Here is a 22,507-nt window from a genome sequence, read left to right as displayed (position 1 = left end):
GTCGGGTGCTCGGTGCGGCGGTGCGGGCATGAGTGAGCGTCAGGTGCTCGGTGCGGTGGAGCGGGCGGTCTACGGTGCGGTGCTGGCCGAGGGCGGTCGGGTGTGGTTCCGGGACGTGCTGCCGGGGGATGCTCCGGCGGTGCTGCGGTTGCTGGAGGTCGGTCTGCTGGTGCACCACACCGAGGACGGCACCCTGACGGCGGTCAACCCCCGCTCGGTGGTGGACCGGCGGGCAGCCGAACTCCGGTCGGAGAGCCGGGTATTGCTGGACCACGCCGACCGCGTCCCGGCTTCCCTGGAGGGGCTGGCTCAGGCGTACGACGCCGTACCGCGCCGGGCCGAGGTCCCGGACGCGGTGGAGTACGTCCGGGAGAAGGAGAGGATCCGCTCCCGGCTGCTGCAGAGCGAACTGGCCCTCCGGGAGGAGGCCATGGTCGCCCAACCGGGTGGCGCCCGGCCGATGGGACAGCTGAGGGAGACCCAGGGGCGGACCTTCGGCTATCTGGAGCGCGGTCTCACCATGCACCTGCTCTACCAGCCCGCCGCCCGCGAGGACGGGCCGACCGCCGCCTACGCGGCCTCGCTGGTGGAGCGCGGAGCCCGGGTACGGGTGCTGGACGAGCCCTTCTCCCGCCTGCTGGTCTTCGACCGCCGGACGGCGGTGATTCCGGCGGCGGCCGACCACACGGCGGCGGCCTTCGTGGAGGACCCGGCGGTGGTGAACGTGCTGCTCGGGGTGTTCGAGCGGGACTGGGAGCGGGCCGAGCGGGTGCGCTGGAGCGAGCTCGGTTTCCTGGCAGGCGAGTTGCCCATCCATGAGCAGGTCGGTCGGTTGCTGGCCCAGGGGCACACCCAGAGGGCGGTGGCGTCCCGGCTGGGGTTGAGCGAGCGGACGGTGGCCGGTCACATCGCGCGGCTGCGGGAGCTGTACAGCGCGGAGACGCTGTTCCAACTGGGCTGGCAGATGAGCCGGGCGGGTCGGCGGTGAGTGGGCGTCAGGTGCTCGGTGCGGTGGAGCGGGCGGTCTACGGTGCGGTGCTGGCCGAGGGCGGGCGGGTGTGGTTCCGGGACGTGCTGCCGGGGGATGCTCCGGCGGTGCTGCGGTTGCTGGAGGTCGGTCTGCTGGTGCACCACACCGAGGACGGCACCCTGACGGCGGTCAACCCCCGCTCGGTGGTGGACCGGCGGGGAGCCGAACTCCACTCCGAGAGCCGGGTCCTGCTGGACGCTGCCGAGCTCGTCCCGGCTTCCCTGGAGGGTCTGGTGCAGGCGTACGACGCGGCGCCGCGTCAGGCCGAGGGCGTTGGCGGCGTGGAGTACGTCCGGGAGAAGGAGGCGATCCGTTCGCGGCTGCTGCAGAGCGAACTGGCCCTGCGGGACGAGGTCCTCCTCGCCCAACCCGGCGGCGCGCGCCCGGTCGAGCAGTTGCGGGAGATGCAGGGGCGGACCTTCGGCTATCTGGAGCGCGGTCTCACCATGCAGCTGCTCTACCAGCCGGCCGCCCGCGAGGACGGGCCGACGGTCGACTACGCCGCCTCGCTGGTGGAGCGCGGAGCCCGGATCCGGGTGCTGGACGAGCCGTTCGTCCGCCTGCTGGTCTTCGACCGCCGGACGGCGGTGATTCCGGCGGCGGCCGACCACACGGCGGCGGCCTTCGTGGAGGACCCGGCGGTGGTGAACGTGCTGCTCGGGGTCTTCGAGCGGGACTGGGAGCGGGCCGAGCGGGTGCAGTGGAGTGAACTCGGCCGATCCGGAGTCGAGTTGCCGGTGCACGAGCAGGTCGGTCGGCTGCTGGCCCAGGGGCACACCCAGAAGGCGGTGGCCTCCCGGCTGCGCCTGAGCGAGCGGACGGTGGCCGGTCACATCGCGCGGCTGCGGGAGCTCCATGACGCCGAGACGCTGTTCCAGCTCGGCTGGCAGATGCGGGGGCGCGGTGCCGGAGTCGACTGACTGCGCGGTCTATGCGGCGGTGCTGGCCGAGGGCGGTCGGGTGTGGTTCCGGGACGTGCTGCCCGAGGACGCTCCGGCGGTGCTGCGTCTGCTCGGCCGGGGCCTGTTGGTGCACCACACCGAGGACGGCACCCTGACGGCGGTCAACCCGCGCTCGGTGGTGGAGCGGGTGGGCGCCGAGCTCCGGTGGGAGGGGGTGGCCCTGATCACGGGCGCGGACCTGGTGCCCACGCCGCTGCAGGAGCTGATCCAGGCGTACGACGCCGCACCGCGCTGCGGCCCGACCACCGGGGTGCAGTACGTACAGGAGTTGGCGGCGATCCGCTCGCGGCTGCTCCAGGTGGACCAGGACTGCCGGGAAGAGGCGTTGGCCGCCCAGCCGGGCGGGAAGCGTACGGCCGCCTACCTGGCACACGTACTGACCCGTGGCCGTCGCTTGCTGGAGAACGGCGCCACGATCCGGACGCTCTACCAGCCGTCTGCCAAGCAGGAGCCGGCGACCGTCGCGTTCGCCGTGACCATCAGTGAACTCGGCGAGCGGATCAGGGTGTTGGACGAGCCGTTCACCCGGCTGCTGGTCTTCGACCGTCGGGTCGCGGTGATTCCCGCCGAGGAGGACAACAGCGCGGCGGCCTTCGTCGAGGACCCGGTGGTGATCGACCTCCTGGTCAACCGGTTCGAGCGGGACTGGGAGCGGGCCGAGCGGGTCAACTGGCGTGCGCTGGTGGCCGGTGACCCGGAGCCGACAGTCCATGAGCAGGTCGGCCGACTGCTCGCGCGGGGCCACACCCAGAAGGCGGTGGCCTCCCGGCTGGGCCTGAGCGAGCGGACGGTGGCCGGTCACATCGCGCGGCTGCGGGAGCTCTACGACGCGGACACGCTCTACCAGCTCGGTTGGCAGATGCGGGCTGGGCGTGACTGAGTGGTCCGAGCACCGGGTACACGTGCAGCCAGGTGGCGCTGAGGCCAGCCGGGCTGATGAGAAAGGACCAGGAGCGGACCCGGGTTCTCCCGGTGGTCGTCGGTACCGGCCGTGCCTTCGTCCGGTCGTCACCATCGAGGACGGTGGCAGCGTCTTCGCGGAGGAGCCGGCGGTAGGTGCGCCCCTGGTGCGCCGGTCCAAGTAGTGGCAGGCAAGTCAACTCGCTGGCCAGGGTCCAGAGTTGACGGCGTTCGGGCGAACGGAGCGGTGGTCGGTCGCATCGCGGGGCTGCGAAGCGGATATGCCGAACCTGCTCGAGTGACACATTCGCGGGGCGGAGGGAATGTCAGCGACAGACCGCCCCGGCGCGTCCGGGATGGTGTCACCCGGTCGCGACGCCGCCCCAGTCGCTCCAGTAGCCGAAGCCGGAGGTCTCCTGACGGGGCGTCGGGAACGCCTCGGCCGGGGCCGTCCAGAAGCCCTCGCGCAGCGACAGCGCCATGCCGGCCCAGTCCAGCGCGGTCTCCACGGTGTGGTTCAGCGCCTCCTGCGACCAGGTGTCGTCGAAGACCAGCGGCAGCACGGGGGCGACCTGCTCGATGGTGGCTATCAGCGGGTTGTGGGTGATCGCCTCGTCCACCAGCAGCACGATCGGCTTGCGCAGCGAGGAGGCCCAGCCCAGCTCCAGCGCGACGCCGGCCGAGAGCGGAGCGCCCACGTAGGCGAAGACCAGGTCGGCGGTCTGCAGCGCACGGAAGTCGGACGGCACACGGGGCTCGGGGGCGCGCCCGTTCACCGTCCAGGCGTCGCTGTGGTGGGCGCTGTAGACGGCGGCGCCGCTCTTCAGCAGGGTCGAGCGCAGGGTGGTCAGCCGGGTGCGGCTGGCCAGCGTCACCACGCTGTCGGCGGGGCCGGTCAGCCGCATGAGCGGCGCGGCGAGGAACACCCGGGCACGCCGACCCTCCTGGGTCTGCGTGGCGCGGTTGCGCAGGTAAGGCTCACTCATGACGACTCCGGGGGACGGCCGGCCGTGTTGTGGTTGGTGCGGTCGGCGCTTGGATTCCTGCTGCTCAGGAGGGGGCGTGAAGTTGTTACGCGATGAACAATTTGACAGTTCATTGGCAAGTCGAGGGATCATGCCTGGACCATCGGGAGCGAACTGATCGTCCATCGGCCGGAGTGTCCGCGTCCAGGTTTCCGGCCTGTCATCTGAGTGCCTGGCAGTGAGATGACGCACCTGCCGGGGACGGACAGATGACACCGAAGGAGTGGTGCGGCATCATGTGGGCGATAGTCCTATAAGTGCCAGCGAATCTAGCTGAAAGGGGAGGGTCCGTGTCCCGTATGAATCGACTTGTCCGCAAGGTCGTACTCCCGGTTGTAGCTGCTGTGGCCGTGTTGACCGGTGGCTTCCTCTCGGCTGGCGCCGCCCAGGCCGATTCAGCCCAGGCCGCACCGGCGCAGGCTCGAGCCGCCTCTGCGATGGACGACCTCAACTGGGGTTGACCTGCTGTTGTGGTGCTTCCCGGGCGTGGGGACCGGGTCACCTGGGTATCGGGAGCGATTGCCAGGGGATGTCGGGAATGCACAGCAGCGGGACTGGGGTGGCTAGCCGGGTTGGCCGTAGTGGCCGCGGCCGAGCATGTAGCCGAGTTGGAACAGGGAGTCGACGTTGTACTCCTCCCGCATCTCGGCGATGTGCCGGGCGAGCGTCCGTTCGCTGATGCCGAGCCTCCTGGCGATCACCCTGTGGTTAGTGCCGGATAGCAGCAGCTCGATGATGGTTTTGCGGAGCTGTGAGACGACCTGTTGAGGGACGGTTCGGTCACCGTCGAATTCCAGCGCCCGGCTCCAATTTCGTTCGAACACCTCCTCGATGAGGAAGCTGACCACGGCTTGGTCGTAGATGAACGCAGCCAGGTTGTCGTCGGCGACCGGGATGACGGCGAACCGTCGGTTGACCACGATCAGCCGGGCGTAGGGTTCGTCCAAGGTTCGGAACTGCCAGCCTTCGGTCGCCAGGGTGGAGACGTAGTCCCTGGTCGGCTGGTGGTAGCGGGTGCTCGCGTTGTAGATGGTCCGCATGGAACCGCCTCGGCGCACGGTCTCCAGATCGCGCTCCAGGCTCGATGCCAGAAGCTCAGGTGGGCGTGGTCCGCCGGGTTGCATGGCCAGCCCCTCGGAGATGCCGCCCGAGGTGTTCTGCTGGAGCCGTTGATTGATGAGCGCCTTGCCGTGCACGTACTCGATCGCACCGCCACTCTCGTTCGGAGAGTGGAATGCTTCGGCGAGCTCCCGCAGATCGAGCGGGAGGGCGACCGCCCTGGAAAGCAGCCCCAGCGCTTGTCGCTGCCATGCCGAACTCAGACTTGCCGACAACTGGGTGGGATCGACCGCGACCACTGCGCCGGGCTCTTCGCTATCGGGGATGAGAAGTCCGAGTTCCAGCAACTCGGTGAGTGCTTCCTCCTCGTCGGGTGCGCACCCGATCGGAAGTAGCCGACCGTTGCCTTGAACCGCTTTCAGGTACAGCGCACGGGCATTGGGCGAGAGTATTCGGGTGCTGGGAAGGCTCACACCCGGCTGCTCACGCCCACTCATCTTCGGCTCCTTGTCGTCGACCGAACAAGCAGTCCACGGGCCCAATGCCTCCTGCACCTGTGAGGATCTTAGGCCGAGGACTGGCCGATGCTACCCAGGAATCGTCAGCTCGGTTGCCGGAACAACCGGTGGGGAGCACTCTCTCACCACGTGCAGGCCGCCGGCACCCCCGACTGGGGGGTGCCGGCGGCCTGCACGTGGGCCTTCAGCGCTTCGGCCGCCACACCACCAGCGCGCTCGACTGCTGGACCTGCTGGTACGGCACCAGGTCCCGCCGGTAGGAGGCGTGCACGGCGGCCTCCCGCTGCTGGAGCGCGGCGGCGGCCCCCTCCAGGGCGTCGACCAGCTCGGCGGCCTTGGCCTGCAGGGCGGCGACCTGGTTCTCCAGCTCGATGATCCGCTTGATGCCGGCCAGGTTGATGCCCTCGTCCTGGGAGAGCCGCTGGACCTCGCGGAGCTGCTGGATGTCCCGGGCCGAGTAGCGGCGGCCCCGGCCGGCCGTGCGGTCGGGGCAGACCAGGCCGAGGCGGTCGTACTGGCGCAGGGTCTGCGGGTGCAGGCCGGAGAGCTCGGCGGCGACCGAGATCACGTAGACCGGGGTCTCCTCGGTGAGCACGTAATGAGCCCGGGGGCGGGGGGTGCCGCCGGGCAGGCCCTCGCCGAGGCCGGGGCCGATCGGAGGAGTCGTCGGGCTCATCTGGTCATCACGCTCCCTCTGCCGCCTTGAACAGGGCGGCTCGCGGGTCGTCCGAGGCGGTGGCCTCGCGGTACTGCTCCAGGGCGGCGAGGGCCTCGTCGTCCAGGTGCTTGGGGACCACGACCTCCACGGTGACCAGCAGGTCGCCGCGGGTGCCGTCCTTGCGGGTGGCGCCCTTGCCGCGGGCCCGCAGGGTGAGGCCGTTGGCGCTCCCGGCGGGGAGCCGGAGCTTCACCGAGGGGCCGTTCAGGGTGGGCACCTCGATGGTGCCCCCCAGCGCGGCTTCGGGGAAGGTGACCGGCACCGTGACGGTCAGGTTGTCCGCCTTGCGGCCGAACACCGGGTGGGCGTCGACGTGCACGGTGACGTAGAGGTCACCGGGCTGGCCGCCCCGCTCGCCCTGGGCGCCCTTGCCCTTGAGCCTGATCCGCTGCGCGTCCTGGACCCCGGCCGGGATCCGCACCTGCATGGTGCGGGCCGAGGAGGCCCGGCCGCTGCCGTGGCAGACGGTGCAGGGGTCGTCGACCAGCATGCCGCGGCCCTTGCAGTCCCGGCAGGGCTCGGAGAGCGCGAAGGCACCCTGGCCCCGGCTGACGGTGCCGGCGCCGACGCAGGTCGGGCAGACCCGGGGGGTGGTGCCGGCCTTGGCGCCGGTGCCGGAGCAGGCCCGGCAGGCGGCCTGACTGGTCATCCGGAGCGGCACGGTGGCGCCGTCCACGGCCTCCTCGAAGGCCAGCGTCACCTCGGTCTCGACGTCCGCGCCGCGCCGGGGCTGGGGCTGCCGGGGGCCGCGGTTGAACAAGCCGCCGAAGATGTCGCCGACGCCCCCGCCCCCGCCGCCCGGGGCGCCGCCGTTGAACAGGTCGCCGAAGTCGAAGCCGCCGCCCTGCTGGCCGCCGGCCCGGAAGCCGCCGCTGCCGAACAGGCTGCGGGCCTCGTCGTACTCCTTGCGGCGCTTGTCGTCGGAGAGCACGTCGTACGCCTCGGAGATGTCCTTGAACTTCTCCTCGGCCTTCGCGTCACCCTTGTTGGCGTCCGGGTGGAACTCGCGGGCGAGCTTGCGGTAGGTCTTCTTGATCTCGGCGGTGGTGGCGTCCTTGGGCACGCCGAGGACCTTGTAGTAGTCCTTCTCCACGTAGTCCTTCGCGCTCATGGCTGCTGCCACCTCCCGTGGCTGTTCCGTACTGGGTCGGTCGGGGATACGGCACTGCGGAGCCGCCCGTCGTCCAGGACGACGGACGACTCCGCAGTGCGTGCCGTGTCAGCTCTCCGAGGCACCGTCGGCCTTGTCGGAGTCCGACGAGTCGGCATCCGCGGCGGCGGTGGTCTGGGTGCCCGGCTGGGGCTCCGCGACGGCCACCATCGCCGGGCGGATGATCCGCTCGCCGATCCGGTAGCCCGGCTGGAGGATCTGCACGCAGGTGTCCTCGGTGACGTCCGAGGAGTAGCTGTGCATCAGCGCCTCGTGCAGCGTCGGGTCGAAGGGCTCGCCCTCCTTGCCGAACTGCTGCAGCCCGAGCTTGGCGACGACCGTCTCCAGGCTGTCCGAGACCGACTTGAACCCGCCGGTGACCTCACCGTGCTCGCGGGCCCGGCCGATGTCGTCCAGCACCGGGATCAGCGCCTCCAGGATGTTGGAGACGGCGATCTCACGGACCGTCAGACGGTCCCGCTCGACCCGCTTGCGGTAGTTCTGGTACTCCGCCTGGAGGCGCTGGAGGTCACCGGTGCGCTCGGCCGCCTCCCGCTTGGCGGCGGCCAGCTCGTCCGCACCCGCCAGGGCCTCCTCGGCGGCCTTGAGCACGGCCTCCTCGGCGGAGTCGTCGCCGGGCTCGGTGCCCTGCGGCTTCTCCGTCATGCCGACGCACCGCCCTTGGGCTTCTCGTCGTCGACGATCTCGGCGTCGACCACGTCGTCGTCCTTGGCACCGGCCGCACCGGCCGCACCGGCGTCACCGGCCGGGGCGGCACCGGCGGCGTCGTTCTGCGCGTACAGCGCGGCGCCGAGCTTCTGGGCGGTGGTGGAGACCTTCTCGGTGGCCTCGCGGATGGCCGCGATGTCCTCGCCCTTGAGGGCTTCCTTGAGCTCGCCGATCGCGGTCTCGACCTCGGTCTTGACGTCGGCCGGGAGCTTGTCGGTGTTGTCCGCGATGAACTTCTCGGTGGAGTAGACCAGCTGCTCGCCCTGGTTCCGCGTCTCCACGGCCTCGCGACGCTTGGTGTCCTCCTCCGCGTACTGCTCGGCCTCGCGCATCATGCGCTCGATGTCGTCCTTCGGCAGCGCGGAGCCACCGGTGACGGTCATCCGCTGCTCCTTGCCGGTGCCCAGGTCCTTGGCACCGACGTGCATGATGCCGTTGGCGTCGATGTCGAAGGTGACCTCGATCTGGGGCAGGCCGCGCGGGGCCGGCGGCAGGCCGGTCAGCTCGAACATGCCGAGCTTCTTGTTGTACGCCGCGATCTCGCGCTCGCCCTGGTAGACCTGGATCTGCACGGACGGCTGGTTGTCCTCGGCCGTGGTGAAGATCTCGGACCGCTTGGTCGGGATCGTGGTGTTGCGCTCGATCAGCTTGGTCATGATGCCGCCCTTGGTCTCGATGCCGAGGGACAGCGGGGTGACGTCGAGCAGCAGGACGTCCTTGACCTCGCCCTTCAGGACACCGGCCTGGAGCGCGGCGCCGATGGCGACGACCTCGTCCGGGTTCACGCCCTTGTTGGCGTCCTGACCGCCGGTCAGCTCCTTGACGAGCTCCGCGACGGCGGGCATCCGGGTGGAGCCGCCGACCAGGACCACGTGGTCGATCTCGGACAGCGCGATGCCGGCGTCCTTGATGACGTTCTGGAACGGGGTCTTGCAGCGCTCCAGCAGGTCCGCGGTCAGCTGCTGGAACTGGGCCCGGGTGAGCTTCTCGTCCAGGTGCAGCGGGCCCTCGGCCGAGGCGGTGATGTAGGGCAGGTTGATCGAGGTCTCGGAGGACGAGGAGAGCTCGATCTTGGCCTTCTCGGCCGCCTCGCGCAGGCGCTGGAGCGCCATCTTGTCCTTGGAGAGGTCGACGCCGTGGCCGGCCTGGAAGACCTTGACCAGGTGGTCCACGACCTTCTGGTCCCAGTCGTCGCCACCGAGGTGGTTGTCGCCGTTGGTGGCCTTCACCTCGACGACGCCGTCGCCGATCTCCAGCAGCGAGACGTCGAAGGTGCCGCCACCGAGGTCGAAGACCAGGATGGTCTGGTCGTCCTTGTCCAGGCCGTAGGCCAGCGCGGCGGCGGTCGGCTCGTTGACGATGCGCAGGACGTTGAGGCCCGCGATCTCACCGGCCTCCTTGGTGGCCTGGCGCTCGGAGTCGGAGAAGTAGGCCGGGACGGTGATGACCGCGTCGGTCACCGTCTCGCCCAGGTACGACTCGGCGTCCCGCTTCAGCTTCTGCAGGATGAACGCGGAGATCTGCTGGGGGTTGAAGTCCTTGCCGTCCAGGTTGATCTTCCACCCGGTGCCCATGTGGCGCTTGACCGAGCGGATGGTCCGGTCGACGTTGGTGACCGCCTGACGCTTCGCCACCTCGCCGACCAGGATCTCGCCGTTCTTGGCGAAGGCGACGACGGACGGCGTGGTCCGGGCGCCCTCGGCGTTGGTGATGACGGTGGGCTCACCGCCTTCGAGAACGCTGACGACCGAGTTCGTCGTGCCGAGGTCGATGCCGACCGCGCGTGCCATCGTGAATACCTCCTGGAAGAAGTTGAGCTTTACGGACTCAAGGATGCACGGCCCTCCGAGGAGAGTCAACTGCCATGAGTGGATCCGGCTCAACTTTACTGCGCTCTTATGTCGGAGGCTGCGCCGGGCGGGTGAGTCTGGCCTTAGTGACAGCCGCCATACCTGGTGCGTCTTCTGAACGGGTGTTAACGCGCGGTAGTCTCCGGGCCGTCGGCCCTGAAAGTTACCGACGAGTACAATCAGGGAAGCCCAACCGGGAAGCCCGTAACACCAAGCCGCTGGAGACGGAGAGCCGATGCAGCTAGCAGCGATCGTCATCTCGCTGGTCACGACTGTGATCGGCACCGCGCTAGCCGCCCGTGCGGTCGCGCACATCTTCAAGGTGGTGACGGTCGGTCAGCCCGACCCCACCCGGTTCGGCAACCCCGGGGGCCGGCTGAAGACGCTGGCGGTCGAGTTCTTCGGCCACACCAGGATGAACCAGTGGGGCATCGTCGGCATCGCCCACTGGTTCGTCGCGATCGGCTTCTTCAGCCTGGTCGCCACCCTGGTGACCGCCTTCGGCCAGCTCTTTGACCCCGAGTTCGCGCTGCCGGTCATCGGCCACTGGACCCCGTTCGAGGTCTTCACCGAGCTGATCGGCCTGCTCACCACGCTGGGCATCGCCACCCTGATCGTGATCCGGCTGCTCAGCCTGCCGTCCCGGGCCGGCCGCAAGTCGCGGTTCGCCGGCTCGATCGCCTGGCAGGCGTTCTACGTCGAGTACACGATCCTCGGCATCGGCCTGTGCATCCTGGTGCTGCGCGGCCTGGAGGGCGCGCTGCTCGGGGTGGAGCACTACGAGGCCGCGTACGTCGTCTCCTACCCGCTGGTGGCGGCCTTCCGGGGCCTGTCGGCGGGCACCCTGGAGAACCTGATCTACCTGTTCGCGATGCTGAAGATCTCGATCTCCTTCGCCTGGGCGATCACCATCGGCGTCAACCCCTCGATGGGCGTGGCCTGGCACCGCTTCCTGGCCTTCTTCAACATCTACTTCAAGCGCGAGGAGGGCGGCGGCGTCGCCCTCGGAGCGCTCCGTCCGATGACCAGCGGCGGGCAGCCGATCGACTTCGAGGACCCGGCCGAGGACGCCGTCTTCGGCGTCTCGCAGGTCGAGCACTTCGCCTGGAAGGGCATCCTCGACTTCTCCACCTGCACCGAGTGCGGTCGCTGCCAGTCCCAGTGCCCGGCCTGGAACACCGGCAAGCCGCTCTCCCCGAAGCTGCTGATCATGAGCCTGCGGGAGCACGCCTACGCCAAGGCGCCGTACCTGCTGGCCGGTGGCGGCAAGGACATGGAGGGCAACGAGCAGGCCACCGCCGAGCAGCTGAAGGACGTCCCGGCCGCCGCGCTGGCCGAGGCCGAGCGCCCGCTGATCGGCACCGCCGAGGAGAACGGGGTCATCGACCCGGACGTGCTCTGGTCCTGCACCACCTGCGGCGCCTGCGTCGAGCAGTGCCCGGTGGACATCGAGCACATCGACCACATCGTCGACATGCGCCGCTACCAGGTGATGATCGAGAGCTCCTTCCCGACCGAGGCCGGGACGATGCTCAAGAACCTGGAGAACAAGGGCAACCCGTGGGGCATGGCCACCAAGGCCCGCCTGGACTGGGTGAAGGAGCTCAAGAAGGAGACCGGCATCGAGGTGCCGGTGATCGGTGAGGACATCGACCCGGCCGAGGTCGAGTACCTCTACTGGGTCGGCTGCGCCGGTGCCCTGGAGGACCGGGCGAAGAAGACCACCAAGGCCTTCGCCGAGCTGCTGCACACGGCCGGCGTGCAGTTCGCCATCCTCGGCAAGGAGGAGTCCTGCACCGGTGACTCGGCCCGCCGCCTGGGCAACGAGTTCCTGTTCCAGATGCTCGGCGCGCAGAACGTCGAGACCCTGAACGCCGCGCTGGAGGACGCCCCGAAGAAGCGGATCGTGGCCACCTGCCCGCACTGCTTCAACACCATCGCCAACGAGTACCCGCAGCTCGGCGGGCACTTCGAGGTGATCCACCACACCCAGCTGCTCCAGCACCTGATCGACGAGGGCAAGCTGCTGCCGGTCAACCCGGTCGAGGGTCTGATCACCTATCACGACCCGTGCTACCTGGGCCGGCACAACAAGGTCTACACCCCGCCGCGCGAGATCATGGACAAGGTCCCGGGCCTGCGCCAGCAGGAGATGCACCGGCACAAGGAGCGCGGCTTCTGCTGCGGCGCCGGTGGTGCCCGGATGTGGATGGAGGAGCGGATCGGCAAGCGGATCAACACCGAGCGGGTGGACGAGGCGCTCTCCCTCAACCCGGACATCGTCTCCACCGCCTGCCCGTTCTGCCTGGTGATGCTCTCCGACTCGGTCAACGGCAAGAAGAACGAGGGCGCGGCCAAGGAGCACCTGAAGGTGGTCGACGTGGCGCAGCTGCTGCTGGAGTCCGTCAAGGCGCAGCCCGAGCCCGAGCCGGAGCCCGTGGAGGCCTGAGCGCGGGCCCGGAAGGGCTCCTGAGGGACCGTCGGCCCCGGCTCCGGCCACCCGTCACGGGTGGCCGGAGCCGGGGCGTTTCCGCGTTGATTCGATGGCCTACCATGTCGCCCCATGAGCGAAGACGGGGGCATAACCGCCGGTCCGGCCGCCGCGGCCCGGCCGGGGTACCTGCCGACGGTGACCAGCACACCGGACTGGGCGGCACTGGCCGAGCGGAACGCGCAGGAGGCGAAGCGCCGCCGGCAGCTGCGGATCGGCGGGGGCGTGCTGGGCGTGGTGCTGGTGGGGGGTCTGACGGCCGGTCTGCTGGCCACCCGGGGCGGTGGCGGCGGGGAGCCGGAGCCGTCCAGGACGGTGGCCGGCTCGCAGGCGCCCACCGAACTGCTCCCGGTGGGACCCGAGGAGCTGCCGTCCCCGTCCGGCAGTCCGTCCGGATCGCCGTCCGCGAGTGCCTCGGCCAGTGCCTCGGCCTCGCCCTCCGCGAGCGCCTCGAAGACCCCGACGGCCACGGGGGCCGCCAAGGCGCCGTCCGGAACGCCGGCCCAGCCGTCCGGCCCGGCCCAGCCGCCCGCCGCCGGCGGCGGCCAGCCCGCTCCGTCGGCTGCGCCGGGCGGCGCCGCCCCGCCGCCGGCCCCGCCCGCCCCGCCGAGCCGCCTGGACGACCGCCTGGGCCGTTTCCCGATCGGGCTGTCCGGCAGCCCCGTGGTCGGCCAGCTGGACGGCCGCACGGCGCTCCAGCTGAACGGCAGGGGCGAGGGCTACGGGCAGAGCAGCGGACCGGTGGTGAACACCGACGCGAGCTTCACCGTCTCCGCCCTGGTGCGCAACAACGCGCCGACCGGCGGGCGGGCGGTGGTCACCCAGGGGGACGGCACCTACCACTCCTTCCACCTCGGCCGGGACTACTGGGACGCCCACAACCAGTGGGTGTTCAAGGTGCAGCAGGGCACCAAGGGCTCGGACAGCACGACCACCCAGGCGCTCTCCAAGGAGGACGCGACCACCGGCCGGTGGACCCTGCTCACCGGGGTGTACGACGCCGGTGCGAAGAAGATCACCCTCTACGTGGACGGTCAGGCGGCCCAGACCACCTCGGTCACCGGCATCTGGAAGACCGACGGACCGCTCCAGATCGGCCGCACCCGCTACAAGTCCGGGTGGACCGACTTCTGGGACGGTGCAATCACGAACGTCCAGCTCTGGGACCGGCCGTTGACCGGGGACCAGGTGAAGCGGCTGGCCGGCAGCGGCGGCGTCAATGCGGGGATCGGTGCGTACGCCGCCTGGTTGCTGCCCTAGCCGCCGGTGCCCGGGGAGCCGGGCCGGTACGTATCGGACCCCCGTTGGAATGGCGGTGGTTTGGAACGAAATACAGTAGGCGTCGAACGCGTGCGCCAGGAGCGGACGACAGCGACAACGTCACCTCGTGGCCTGGCGGGGCGGACGGCAACGGAACCGAGGGGTAAGCGCGACCATGACCGAGGCGATCATGCTGGTCGGCGGCAAGGGCACACGACTGCGCCCGCTGACCACCCACACCCCCAAGCCGATGCTGCCCGTCGCGGGTGTCCCGTTCATCGCCCACCAGCTGGCGCGGGCCGCCGCCGCCGGGGTGACCCGGGTGGTGCTGGCCACCTCCTACCTGGCCGAGGTCTTCGAGGAGCACTTCCAGGACGGCAGCCCGTACGGCCTGGAGCTGGTCTACCTGACCGAGGAGGTGCCGCTGGGCACCGGCGGCGCGATCCGCAACGCCGCCGAGGGCCTGACCTGCGGCCCGGACGAGCCGGTCCTGATCTTCAACGGCGACATCCTCTCCGGCCTGGACATCGCCGCGCTGCGGGACGGCCACGTGGCGGCCGGCGCCGACGTCACCCTGCACCTGACCCGGGTCGAGGACCCGCGCGCGTTCGGCCTGGTGCCGACCGACGAGCACGGCCGGGTGCTGGAGTTCCTGGAGAAGCCGGAGACCCCGGAGCAGATCGTCACCGACCAGATCAACGCCGGGTGCTACGTGTTCACCCGCTCGGTGATCGACCGCATCCCGACCGGCCGCGAGGTCTCGGTCGAGCGCGAGACCTTCCCGGAGCTGCTGGTCACCGGCGCGCTGGTGCGCGGCGTGGTGGACACCTCGTACTGGCTGGACCTGGGCACCCCGGGCGCCTTCGTGCGCGGCTCGGCCGACCTGGTGCTCGGCAAGGTCGACTCCCCGGCGGTCCCCGGCGTGACCGGTGAGGCGCTGCTGCTGCCGGGCGCCGAGGTGGCTCCGGGCGCGGTGCTGGGCAACGGCACCGTGGTCTCCGAGGGCGCCGTGATCGAGGGCGGGGCGATCGTCGAGGGCAGCGTGATCCTGCCCGGTGCGGTGATCGCCGCCGACGCCTTCGTCAAGGACTCCATCGTCGGCGCGTACGCCACCGTGGGGGAGCGCACCACGCTGGACGGCGCGGTGATCGGCGACGGCGCCACCGTCGAGTCGGACAACGAGCTGCCGGCCGGCATCCGGATCGCCTGCGGCGTGCTGCTGCCGGTCGGCGCGGTGCGCACCACCGCCGGCCCGGGCGGCTGCGTGGCCGGCGAGACCTCGGCCGTCGCGGTGCACGGCCCCCGGGTCGCCGCCCGCTGACCGGCCGCTGACGGGCCGTCGGTCCGGCGCGGGGTCACAGCACTGCTGCAATCCCGCGCCGAAGCCATGATCGACCGGCGTCCGGTCGGCCCCAGCGGGTACCTTCGTGCCGTGGCTGGCAACGCATACGACAACGGTGAGGGCCCCGCCGACCCCCGGCAGGGGTGGGCGGCCGGGCCCGGTGGGCCGGGCGCTCAGGGAGCCCCCGGTCCGCAGGGGTACGCGCCGACGGGGGAGCCCGAGTACTTCACGGCCCCGCACCCGGGCTACCCGGGGCAGGGCTACCCGCAGCAGGGGTACCCCGGCTACCCGCCGCCCGGGTACCCGGAGCCCGGGTACCCGGAGCAGGGCTACCCCGAGCAGGGTCACCCGGACGGCGCCTACGGCGTCGACCAGCCCGGGCACACCCGGGTCTTCTCGGTCGACGAGGAGCAGCGCTACGCCTCCGCCCCGCAGGGCGACAACGTCGCGGTCTACCGGGCCGGCGGCCAGTCCACCCCGAGGGCGGCCGGGCCGCGGCCGGGCTGGAAGGACCTGCTGCTCGGCCTCTACCGGTCCCCGGTGGCGACCTTCGACCGGGTCCGCGACCACCAGGTCTGGCTGCCCGCGCTGACCGTCTCGCTGCTCTACGGCGCCTTCGCGGTGCTCGGCATGGGCGCGACCCGGGACGACGTCTTCGGCTCGACCTTCTCGATCGCGCTGTCCGCCATCGCCGGTTCGGCGGTCGCCTTCTCGCTGGCCGGCGGGATGCTCGGCGCGGTCACCTACGGTCTGGCCCGCCAGTTCGGCGGCGACGGCCCGTGGCAGTCCACCGTCGGGCTGGCCGTGCTGATCGCCTGGACCAGCGACGTGCCGCGCCTGCTGCTGGCGCTCTTCCTGCCGGCCGACAACGTGGTGGTGCAGGTGCTCGGCCTGGCCACCTGGCTGCTCTGTGCCGGGCTGCTCACCACCATGGTGCGCCGGGTGCACGACCTGCCCTGGGGCAAGGCGGCCGGCGCCGCCGCCCTCCAACTGCTCGCCCTGCTGGTGCTGATCAAGCTGCCGACCCTGGGCTGATCCGCCGGCCCACCGCTTCCACCCGATCCATCCCGCTGCACGTACGGAGCCACCGCATGACCACCCTCCCCACCACCCGCGTCAGCTTCCCGGCCGGGGAGGTGAGCGGCGCCTCCACCGTGCTGGCCGTCCACCCGCTGGCCGACGGCCGCTACGCGGTGGTCACCGAGGAGACCCCGTTCCACCCGCTCGACCACACCTGGCCGGACCAGCCCGCCGACCTCGGCACCCTCACCGCGGACGGCACCGTCCATCCGGTGGTGGACTGCCTGACCGGTGGTCACGGTCCGGCGGGCGAGCTGCTGGTGGGCGCCGACATCCCGGTCCGGCGCGGGGACGAGGAGTGGTCCTGGCTGGTGCTGCACGTGCTGGCGGGTGACCCGGGCGACCTGACGGGCCGTCCGGTGGAGCTGGCGGTGGACCCGGAGCGCCGGGCGCTGCTCTCCTCCGCGCACAGCGGCTGCCACCTGCTGGCGCTGGCTCTGAACGAGGCACTGGCCCCGCGCTGGCGCAAGGACCCGGGCCGCTCCGACGCGCTCGGCCACCCGGACTTCGACAGCCTGGCGATGGCCTCCTCGGTGATGGACACCGAGGCCTCCACCGACACCTACCGGCTGGGCAAGTCGCTGCGGAAGAAGGGCTTCACGGCGGAGGCGGCCGAGGAGCTGCCCGCGCTGGCCGAGGCGCTGCCCGCGATCACCGAGGCGGTCAACGCTCGGCTGGCCTCCTGGGTGGCCGCCGACGCCGCCGTCCGGATCGAGGTGCCCGGCCCGGAGCTGACCGCCCGCCGCCAGTGGCACGCCGAGCTCCCGGAGGGCGCCGCGACCATCGCCTGCGGCGGCACCCACCTCCACCACCTGGGTGAGCTGGCGGAGCTGCGGACCGAGTTGACCCTTTCGGTGGACGGCAGCGAGCTGGTCGCGGTCACCCGGCCGAAGCGGGCCTGAACGCACCGGAGGGGCGGCCACCGGACCGGTGGCCGCCCCTCCGACGCGTCGTCACACCTGGGTGCGGTGGAAGTTCAGGTACGAGCGCGAGGCCGTCGGGCCGCGCTGGCCCAGGTAGCGCGAGCCGTGCAGGGCGGAGCCGTACGGGTGCTCGGCGGGCGAGGAGAGCCGGAACAGGCAGAGCTGACCGATCTTCATCCCGGGGTAGAGCTTGATCGGCAGGGTCGCCACGTTGGACAGCTCCAGGGTGACGTGACCGCTGAAGCCCGGGTCGATGAAACCGGCCGTGGAGTGCGTCAGCAGGCCGAGCCGGCCGAGGCTGGACTTGCCCTCCAGGCGGGAGGCCACGTCGTCCGGCAGGGTGATGACCTCGTAGGTGGAGGCCAGCACGAACTCGCCGGGGTGCAGGATGAACGCCTCGTCGCCCTCCGGCTCGACCAGCCGGGTCAGGTCGGGCTGCTCCTCCGCCGGGTCGATGTGCGGGTACCGGTGGTTCTCGAACACCCGGAAGAAGCGGTCCAGCCGGACGTCGATGCTGGAGGGCTGGATCATCGAGGGCTCGAACGGGTCGATGGTGACCCGGCCCTTGTCGATCTCGGCGCGGATGTCAGAGTCGGAGAGAAGCACGACACGAGACTACGGGAACCCGCCCCCCGCCCGCGTCGCGGGACCGGGGAGCGGACGGCCGCGCCACCTGCACGTCTCAGGCGAGGAACTCCACCGCCTCCCGGCGCAGGGCCCGCTCCACCTGGGCCCCGGTCAGCTCGCTCGGGTCCGCCAGGACCGAGCTGCGCAGCCGCCCGCACTGCGGGCAGCGGATCAGCCGGCTCTGCCCGAGCCGCCCGGCCCCCAGCGTTCGCATCGGGAATCCCACCGTGCTGAACAGGTGCCCCTCGGCACACCGGACGACGGTACGCTGCTCCATCGCGATCCCCTTCCCAGGCCCACTCCGAACCCGCGCCACATTAGGGGATCTACCGGACAATCCACACGGCAACGCGCCGCCCCGTCCGGGCACGGCGCAGGCAACTCCGCAGATGCGGTAGAGTGTTGATCGATCGGCCGTCTTCTGACGGTCCGTCAGTGCGGATGTAGTTTAATGGTAGAACAGGAGCTTCCCAAGCTTCTAGCGCGAGTTCGATTCTCGTCATCCGCTCCACCACGAAAGCCCCGGGCCTGCGGTCCGGGGCTTCGTCGTTCCCCGGCGGGGCCGGGTCCGGGTCGGTGGGGGTGTCGAGGGGGCACGCGGACTCCGGGGAAGTTGATCAGTCTGTGACCGGATGCGCGTACGGATATGCACTAAAGTCAGGTCGCCATACCCCGTATCCACACCACGGGCGGGAGACCCCGATGTCGGCTGCACCGGCCACGACCTTGTCGGTTGTCGTTCCCATGTACAACGAGGAGGCGGCGCTGCCCGCCCTCGTGGCGAGGTTGCGTCCCGCGCTGGACGGCGCCGGTGTGACGTACGAGGTGGTGGCGGTCGACGACGGCTCCGCCGACCGGACGGCCGAGGTGCTGGAGGAGGCCCGGCTGGTCTGGCCGGAGCTGCGGGTGGTGCGGCTGCGCCGGAACTCGGGGCACCAGGCGGCGCTGACGGCGGGTCTGCACAGCTCGGTGGGTGCGTACGTGGCGAGCATCGACGCGGACCTGCAGGACCCGCCGGAGAAGATCCCGGAGATGCTGGAGCTGGCCCGCAAGGAGCGCCTGGACATCGTCTACGGGGTGCGCGACGACCGCAGCACCGACAGCGGCTTCAAGCGTCGCACGGCCGGTCTGTACTACTGGCTGATGCGCCGGCTGGTCGGCAAGAGCGTGCCCTCGCAGGCGGGTGACTTCCGGTTGCTGAGCCGGGAGGCGGTGGATGCGCTGAAGTCGCTGCCGGACCAGCAGCAGGTCTACCGGCTGCTGGTGCCGTGGCTGGGCTTCCCCAGCGGCACGGTCACCTACGTCCGTGAGGAGCGGGTGGCGGGCGAGACCAAGTACTCGCTGGGCAAGATGATCGGCCTGGCGCTCGACAGCATCACCACCTTCTCCGCGGCCCCGCTGCGGATCGCCACCTGGCTCGGTGTGCTGAGCTTCTTCGCCTGCTTCGGCATGGTGGCCGTCACCCTCGGTATCTACCTCGTCGGGCACACGGTGCCGGGCTGGACCTCGCTGTTCGTCGTGATGCTCTTCATCGGCGGCATCCAGCTGATCTCGGTCGGCCTGCTCGGCGAGTACATCGGCCGGATCTACACCGCCGTCCAGAAGCGCCCCACCTACTTCATCGGCCACGACTCGGCCAGGGCCGAGGACCGCGTCGACGCCGGCGCCTGACCCCGCGTCACCACCACGCCGGGAGCCCCGGGCCGCAGCGGCGGCCCGGGGCTCCCGGCGTTCCGATCGGCGTCGCACGTGCCAATCCAGGCCCCGGCTCGGTAGAATCACCGGGGTCTGGTCTAGACCACACTGCGCGTACGACCTCAGAACGGTGGAGCCATGGAAATCGTGATCGTCCCCGATGCCGCTGCGGGCGGCGAGCTCATCGCCTCGGCCATCGCCGAGCTGGTGACCCGCAAGCCCGACGCGCTGGTCGGGGTGGCCACCGGGTCCACTCCGCTGCCGATCTACACCGCGCTCACCGCCAAGGTGGCCGGCGGTCTGGACGTCACCCGGGTGCGGATCTGCCAGCTGGACGAGTACGTCGGCCTGCCGGCCGGCCACCCGGAGTCCTACCGCTCCACGGTGATCCGCCAGGTGGTGGAGCCGCTCGGCCTGAGCGAGGGCTCCTTCATCGGCCCGGACGGCACGGCCGCCGACGTCGCGGCCGAGGCCATCGCCTACGACCACGCGCTGGCCGAGGCCGGCGGCGTGGACTTCCAGATCCTGGGGATCGGCACCGACGGGCACATCGGCTTCAACGAGCCCTGCTCCTCGCTCGCCTCGCGCACCCGGATCAAGACCCTGACCGACCAGACCCGGATCGACAACGCGCGGTTCTTCGAGGACGACATCGAGCAGGTGCCGCACCACGTCATCACCCAGGGCATCGGCACCATCCTGGAGGCCCGCCACGTGGTCCTGCTGGCCACCGGTGCCAACAAGGCCGACGCGGTGGCCGCCACCGTCGAGGGCCCGCTCTCCGCGCTGGTGCCGGCCTCGGCCCTGCAGCTCCACCCGCACGCCACCGTGGTGGTCGACGAGGCCGCCGCCGCCGGGCTCAAGCTGGCCGACTACTTCCGCGCCACCTACGCCGCGAAGCCGTCCTGGCAGTCGATCTGACGCACGGCCGGCAGGCTGACGCACTGCTGCGCAGGAGAGCCGCGGACCCCCACCAGGGGTCCGCGGCTCTCCGCCGTCCAGCGTTCTAGCGCGCCTCGGCGGTCCGGGGGCCGTCCGTGGGCCGTCCGGGCGGGCCGGGCTCGCCGCGGCGGACGGCGCCCGGGGCGCGCGGGGCCGGACGGTCCGCCCGGGCCGAGGAGTTGAGCTGCCAGGGGACGCTGATCACCATCACGCCGGGGGTGAAGAGCAGTCGGCTCTTCAGCCAGAGCGCGGACTGGTTGTGCAGCAGCGTCTCCCACCAGTGCCCGACCACGTACTCCGGGATGAACACCGCCACGGCGTCCCCGGGGCTTGCCTGGCGCACCGAGCGGACGTACGCGGTCACCGGCTTGGTGATCTCCCGGTAGGGCGAGGCGAGTTGCTTCAGCGGGACGTCCAGCCCGGCCGCGTCCCACTGCGCGCGCAGCTCGTCCACCGCCTCGGGCTCCACCGCGACGGTGAGCGCCTCCAGGGTGTCCAGCCGGAAGGCCTCGGCGTAGTTCAGCGCCCGCAGGGTGGGCTTGTGCAGCCGGGAGACCAGCACGATGCCGTGCACCCGGGCCGGGCGGACGGCGGTCTCCTGAGGGTCCGTCACCGCGAGCTCGGCCGAGACCCGGTCGTAGTGGCGGCGGATGCCGCGCATCAGCAGCCAGAGGGCGACGGCGGCCAGCACGGCCAGCCAGGCGCCCTGGGTGAACTTGGTGGCCAGCACGATCACCAGCACCAGCGCGGTGGTCAGTGCGCCGAGCGCGTTGATCACCCGGGCCCGCCGGGCGCGGGTCCGGGCGGTGGGGTCGGTCTCCTCGGCCAGGGTGCGGTTCCAGTGCCGCACCATGCCGAGCTGGCTGAGGGTGAAGGAGGTGAAGACGCCGAGGATGTAGAGGTGGATCAGGCTGGTGACGTCGGCGTCGTAGAGCCAGAGCAGGCCGCCGGCCACCAGGGCGAGGGCGATGATGCCGTTGGAGAAGGCGAGGCGGTCGCCCCGGGTGTGCAGTTGCCGGGGCAGGTAGCGGTGCTCGGCCAGGATCGAGGCCAGCAGCGGGAAGCCGTTGAACGCGGTGTTGGCCGCCAGGATCAGCACCAGCGCGGTGACCGCCTGGACGAGGTAGAACAGCGCGCCGCCGCCGAAGGTGGCTGCCGCGAGCTGGGCGATCACGGTCTGCTGGGGTGCCGTCGCGCAGTCGGCGAAGCCGGTCAACTGGCAGGCGTCCTCGGCGATGTGGACCTTGGCGATCAGGGCCAGCGCCGTCACCCCGGTGAACATCACCACGGCGATGATGCCCATCGCGGCCATGGTGGTCGCGGCGTTCCTCGACTTCGGGGCCCGGAAGGCGGGCACGCCGTTGGAGATCGCCTCCACCCCGGTCAGCGCCGTGCAGCCGGAGGCGAAGGCGCGCAGCCCGAGCAGCAGCAGGGCGATCCCGGCCAGCGCGTCCTTGCCGTGCTCGGGGGTGACCCCGTACCCGGCGCTGGCCGCGACCGGTGCGTCCCCGAAGGCCAGCCGGACCAGGCCGGTGACGATCATCAGCAGCATGGCGCCGATGAACAGGTAGGTCGGTGCGGCGAAGGCCTTGCCGGACTCGCGCACGCCGCGCAGGTTCATCGCGGTCAGCAGGGCGACGAAGCCGACCGCGAGGAGGACCCGGTGGTCGTCCAGGCCGGGGAAGGCCGAGATGATGTTGTCCACGCCCGAGGCGACCGAGACGGCGACGGTCATCACGTAGTCGACCAGCAGGGACGCGGCCACCACCAGCCCGGCGTTCGGCCCGAGGTTGCGCGAGGCCACCTCGTAGGAGCCGCCGCCGCTCGGGTAGGCGTGCACCACCTGACGGTACGACAGCACCACGACCACCATCAGCGCCACCACCGCCGCCGCGATCCACGGGGTCAGGTAGAGGAACGCCGTGCCGCCGACGGTCAGCACCAGCAGGATCTCCTGCGTCGCGTACGCCACCGAGGAGAGCGGGTCCGAGGCGAAGATCGGCAACGCCAGCCGCTTCGGCAGCAGCGTCTCACCCAGCTCCTCGCTGCGCATGGCCTTGCCGATCACGAGGCGCTTCAGCGCCTGGGGCAGATTGAACACAGGGGCGAGAGTAGGACGGGGTGCCGATTCTCCGAAACCACCCGGAAGACCCCCTCCGTAGCACCATCGGTGCAGATCGGAGGGGTTGCGGGGGGAGGTGACGAG

The 22,507-nt window shown here is 71.0% G+C and carries 18 protein-coding genes, 1 tRNA gene and 1 pseudogene; 11 read left to right on the top strand and 9 right to left on the bottom strand.

From position 1 onward, the window contains the following. Positions 1–28 precede the first annotated feature (28 nt). Genes ACIRBX_RS05890 through ACIRBX_RS05880 form a run of 3 tightly spaced genes read left to right on the top strand, consistent with a single transcriptional unit; the run spans position 29 to position 2,872 of the window. Positions 29–988, top strand: a complete 960-nt coding sequence (locus tag ACIRBX_RS05890) for a LuxR family transcriptional regulator (protein WP_402293974.1) — start codon at positions 29–31, stop codon at positions 986–988. Then, positions 985–1,950 (top strand): LuxR family transcriptional regulator, encoded by a 966-nt coding sequence (locus tag ACIRBX_RS05885; RefSeq protein ID WP_402293973.1) that lies wholly within the window; start codon positions 985–987, stop codon positions 1,948–1,950. The genes ACIRBX_RS05890 and ACIRBX_RS05885 overlap by 4 nt, the downstream gene beginning before the upstream one ends. Next, positions 1,934–2,872 carry a LuxR family transcriptional regulator gene (locus tag ACIRBX_RS05880; RefSeq protein WP_402293972.1) on the top strand — a complete coding sequence of 313 codons (939 nt, stop codon included), beginning with the start codon at positions 1,934–1,936 and terminating at the stop codon, positions 2,870–2,872. Before ACIRBX_RS05885 ends, ACIRBX_RS05880 begins: the two co-directional genes overlap by 17 nt. A gap of 382 nt (positions 2,873–3,254) precedes the next feature. On the opposite strand, the gene ACIRBX_RS05875 is transcribed toward ACIRBX_RS05880, so the two are convergent. The 6 genes from ACIRBX_RS05875 to dnaK form a co-directional block, all read right to left on the bottom strand. Continuing rightward, on the bottom strand, positions 3,255–3,878 hold the full coding sequence (locus tag ACIRBX_RS05875; RefSeq protein ID WP_402293971.1) for a hypothetical protein: 624 nt from the start codon (positions 3,876–3,878) through the stop codon (positions 3,255–3,257). 602 nt (positions 3,879–4,480) lie between these two features. Further along, entirely contained in the window at positions 4,481–5,473 is a 993-nt protein-coding gene (locus ACIRBX_RS05870; protein ID WP_402293970.1) for a LuxR C-terminal-related transcriptional regulator, read from the bottom strand. Between the two features lie 205 nt (positions 5,474–5,678). Beyond that, positions 5,679–6,170: a heat shock protein transcriptional repressor HspR gene (locus tag ACIRBX_RS05865; protein WP_402293969.1), complete on the bottom strand. Its 492-nt coding sequence runs from the start codon at positions 6,168–6,170 to the stop codon at positions 5,679–5,681. Positions 6,171–6,177: 7 nt separating this feature from the next. Continuing rightward, a complete protein-coding gene (gene dnaJ, locus ACIRBX_RS05860; RefSeq protein ID WP_402293968.1) occupies positions 6,178–7,323 on the bottom strand; it encodes a molecular chaperone DnaJ in 1,146 nt (381 codons plus the stop codon). A gap of 108 nt (positions 7,324–7,431) precedes the next feature. Next, entirely contained in the window at positions 7,432–8,028 is a 597-nt protein-coding gene (grpE, locus tag ACIRBX_RS05855) for a nucleotide exchange factor GrpE (protein ID WP_402293967.1), read from the bottom strand. Continuing rightward, positions 8,025–9,881, bottom strand: a complete 1,857-nt coding sequence (gene dnaK / locus ACIRBX_RS05850) for a molecular chaperone DnaK (RefSeq protein WP_402293966.1) — start codon at positions 9,879–9,881, stop codon at positions 8,025–8,027. The genes grpE and dnaK overlap by 4 nt, the downstream gene beginning before the upstream one ends. 295 nt (positions 9,882–10,176) lie before the next feature. Between dnaK and ACIRBX_RS05845 the strand changes: the two genes are divergently transcribed. The 5 genes and pseudogenes from ACIRBX_RS05845 to ACIRBX_RS05825 all read left to right on the top strand — a co-directional run bounded on the left by ACIRBX_RS05845 (position 10,177) and on the right by ACIRBX_RS05825 (position 17,016). Then, a complete protein-coding gene (locus ACIRBX_RS05845) occupies positions 10,177–12,390 on the top strand; it encodes a (Fe-S)-binding protein (protein WP_402293965.1) in 2,214 nt (737 codons plus the stop codon). A 114-nt stretch (positions 12,391–12,504) separates the two neighbouring features. After that, positions 12,505–13,692 carry a LamG domain-containing protein gene (locus ACIRBX_RS05840; RefSeq protein WP_402293964.1) on the top strand — a complete coding sequence of 396 codons (1,188 nt, stop codon included), beginning with the start codon at positions 12,505–12,507 and terminating at the stop codon, positions 13,690–13,692. Between the two features lie 175 nt (positions 13,693–13,867). Then, positions 13,868–14,932 (top strand): annotated as a pseudogene (locus ACIRBX_RS05835) (sugar phosphate nucleotidyltransferase); the annotation flags it as partial. A 192-nt stretch (positions 14,933–15,124) separates the two neighbouring features. Beyond that, on the top strand, positions 15,125–16,069 hold the full coding sequence (locus tag ACIRBX_RS05830) for a Yip1 family protein (protein ID WP_402293963.1): 945 nt from the start codon (positions 15,125–15,127) through the stop codon (positions 16,067–16,069). Between the two features lie 56 nt (positions 16,070–16,125). Next, positions 16,126–17,016: a metal-dependent hydrolase gene (locus ACIRBX_RS05825; protein ID WP_402293962.1), complete on the top strand. Its 891-nt coding sequence runs from the start codon at positions 16,126–16,128 to the stop codon at positions 17,014–17,016. Positions 17,017–17,067: 51 nt separating this feature from the next. Here the strand turns inward: ACIRBX_RS05825 and dcd are convergent, their stop codons facing one another. Both dcd and ACIRBX_RS05815 read right to left on the bottom strand, forming a co-directional pair. Then, a complete protein-coding gene (dcd, locus tag ACIRBX_RS05820) occupies positions 17,068–17,643 on the bottom strand; it encodes a dCTP deaminase (RefSeq protein ID WP_402293961.1) in 576 nt (191 codons plus the stop codon). Between the two features lie 76 nt (positions 17,644–17,719). Next, positions 17,720–17,941, bottom strand: a complete 222-nt coding sequence (locus ACIRBX_RS05815; RefSeq protein ID WP_402293960.1) for a hypothetical protein — start codon at positions 17,939–17,941, stop codon at positions 17,720–17,722. Positions 17,942–18,101: 160 nt separating this feature from the next. On the opposite strand from ACIRBX_RS05815, the gene ACIRBX_RS05810 reads away from it, so the two are divergent. The 3 genes from ACIRBX_RS05810 (at position 18,102) to ACIRBX_RS05800 (ending at position 20,280) form a co-directional block, all read left to right on the top strand. Continuing rightward, positions 18,102–18,175 (top strand) — tRNA-Gly (locus ACIRBX_RS05810). A 233-nt stretch (positions 18,176–18,408) separates the two neighbouring features. Further along, positions 18,409–19,335 (top strand): glycosyltransferase family 2 protein, encoded by a 927-nt coding sequence (locus ACIRBX_RS05805; RefSeq protein ID WP_402293959.1) that lies wholly within the window; start codon positions 18,409–18,411, stop codon positions 19,333–19,335. Between the two features lie 162 nt (positions 19,336–19,497). After that, complete coding sequence (locus ACIRBX_RS05800) at positions 19,498–20,280, top strand: glucosamine-6-phosphate deaminase (RefSeq protein WP_402293958.1); 783 nt, start codon at positions 19,498–19,500, stop codon at positions 20,278–20,280. An 85-nt stretch (positions 20,281–20,365) separates the two neighbouring features. On the opposite strand, the gene ACIRBX_RS05795 is transcribed toward ACIRBX_RS05800, so the two are convergent. Then, positions 20,366–22,354 carry an APC family permease gene (locus ACIRBX_RS05795; protein WP_402295248.1) on the bottom strand — a complete coding sequence of 663 codons (1,989 nt, stop codon included), beginning with the start codon at positions 22,352–22,354 and terminating at the stop codon, positions 20,366–20,368. Positions 22,355–22,507: the final 153 nt, after the last annotated feature.

Source organism: Kitasatospora sp. NPDC096147 (genome assembly GCF_044763225.1).
In the GTDB taxonomy this organism is placed as follows: domain Bacteria; phylum Actinomycetota; class Actinomycetes; order Streptomycetales; family Streptomycetaceae; genus Kitasatospora.
This window is presented reverse-complemented; position numbering and strand designations above follow the sequence as displayed.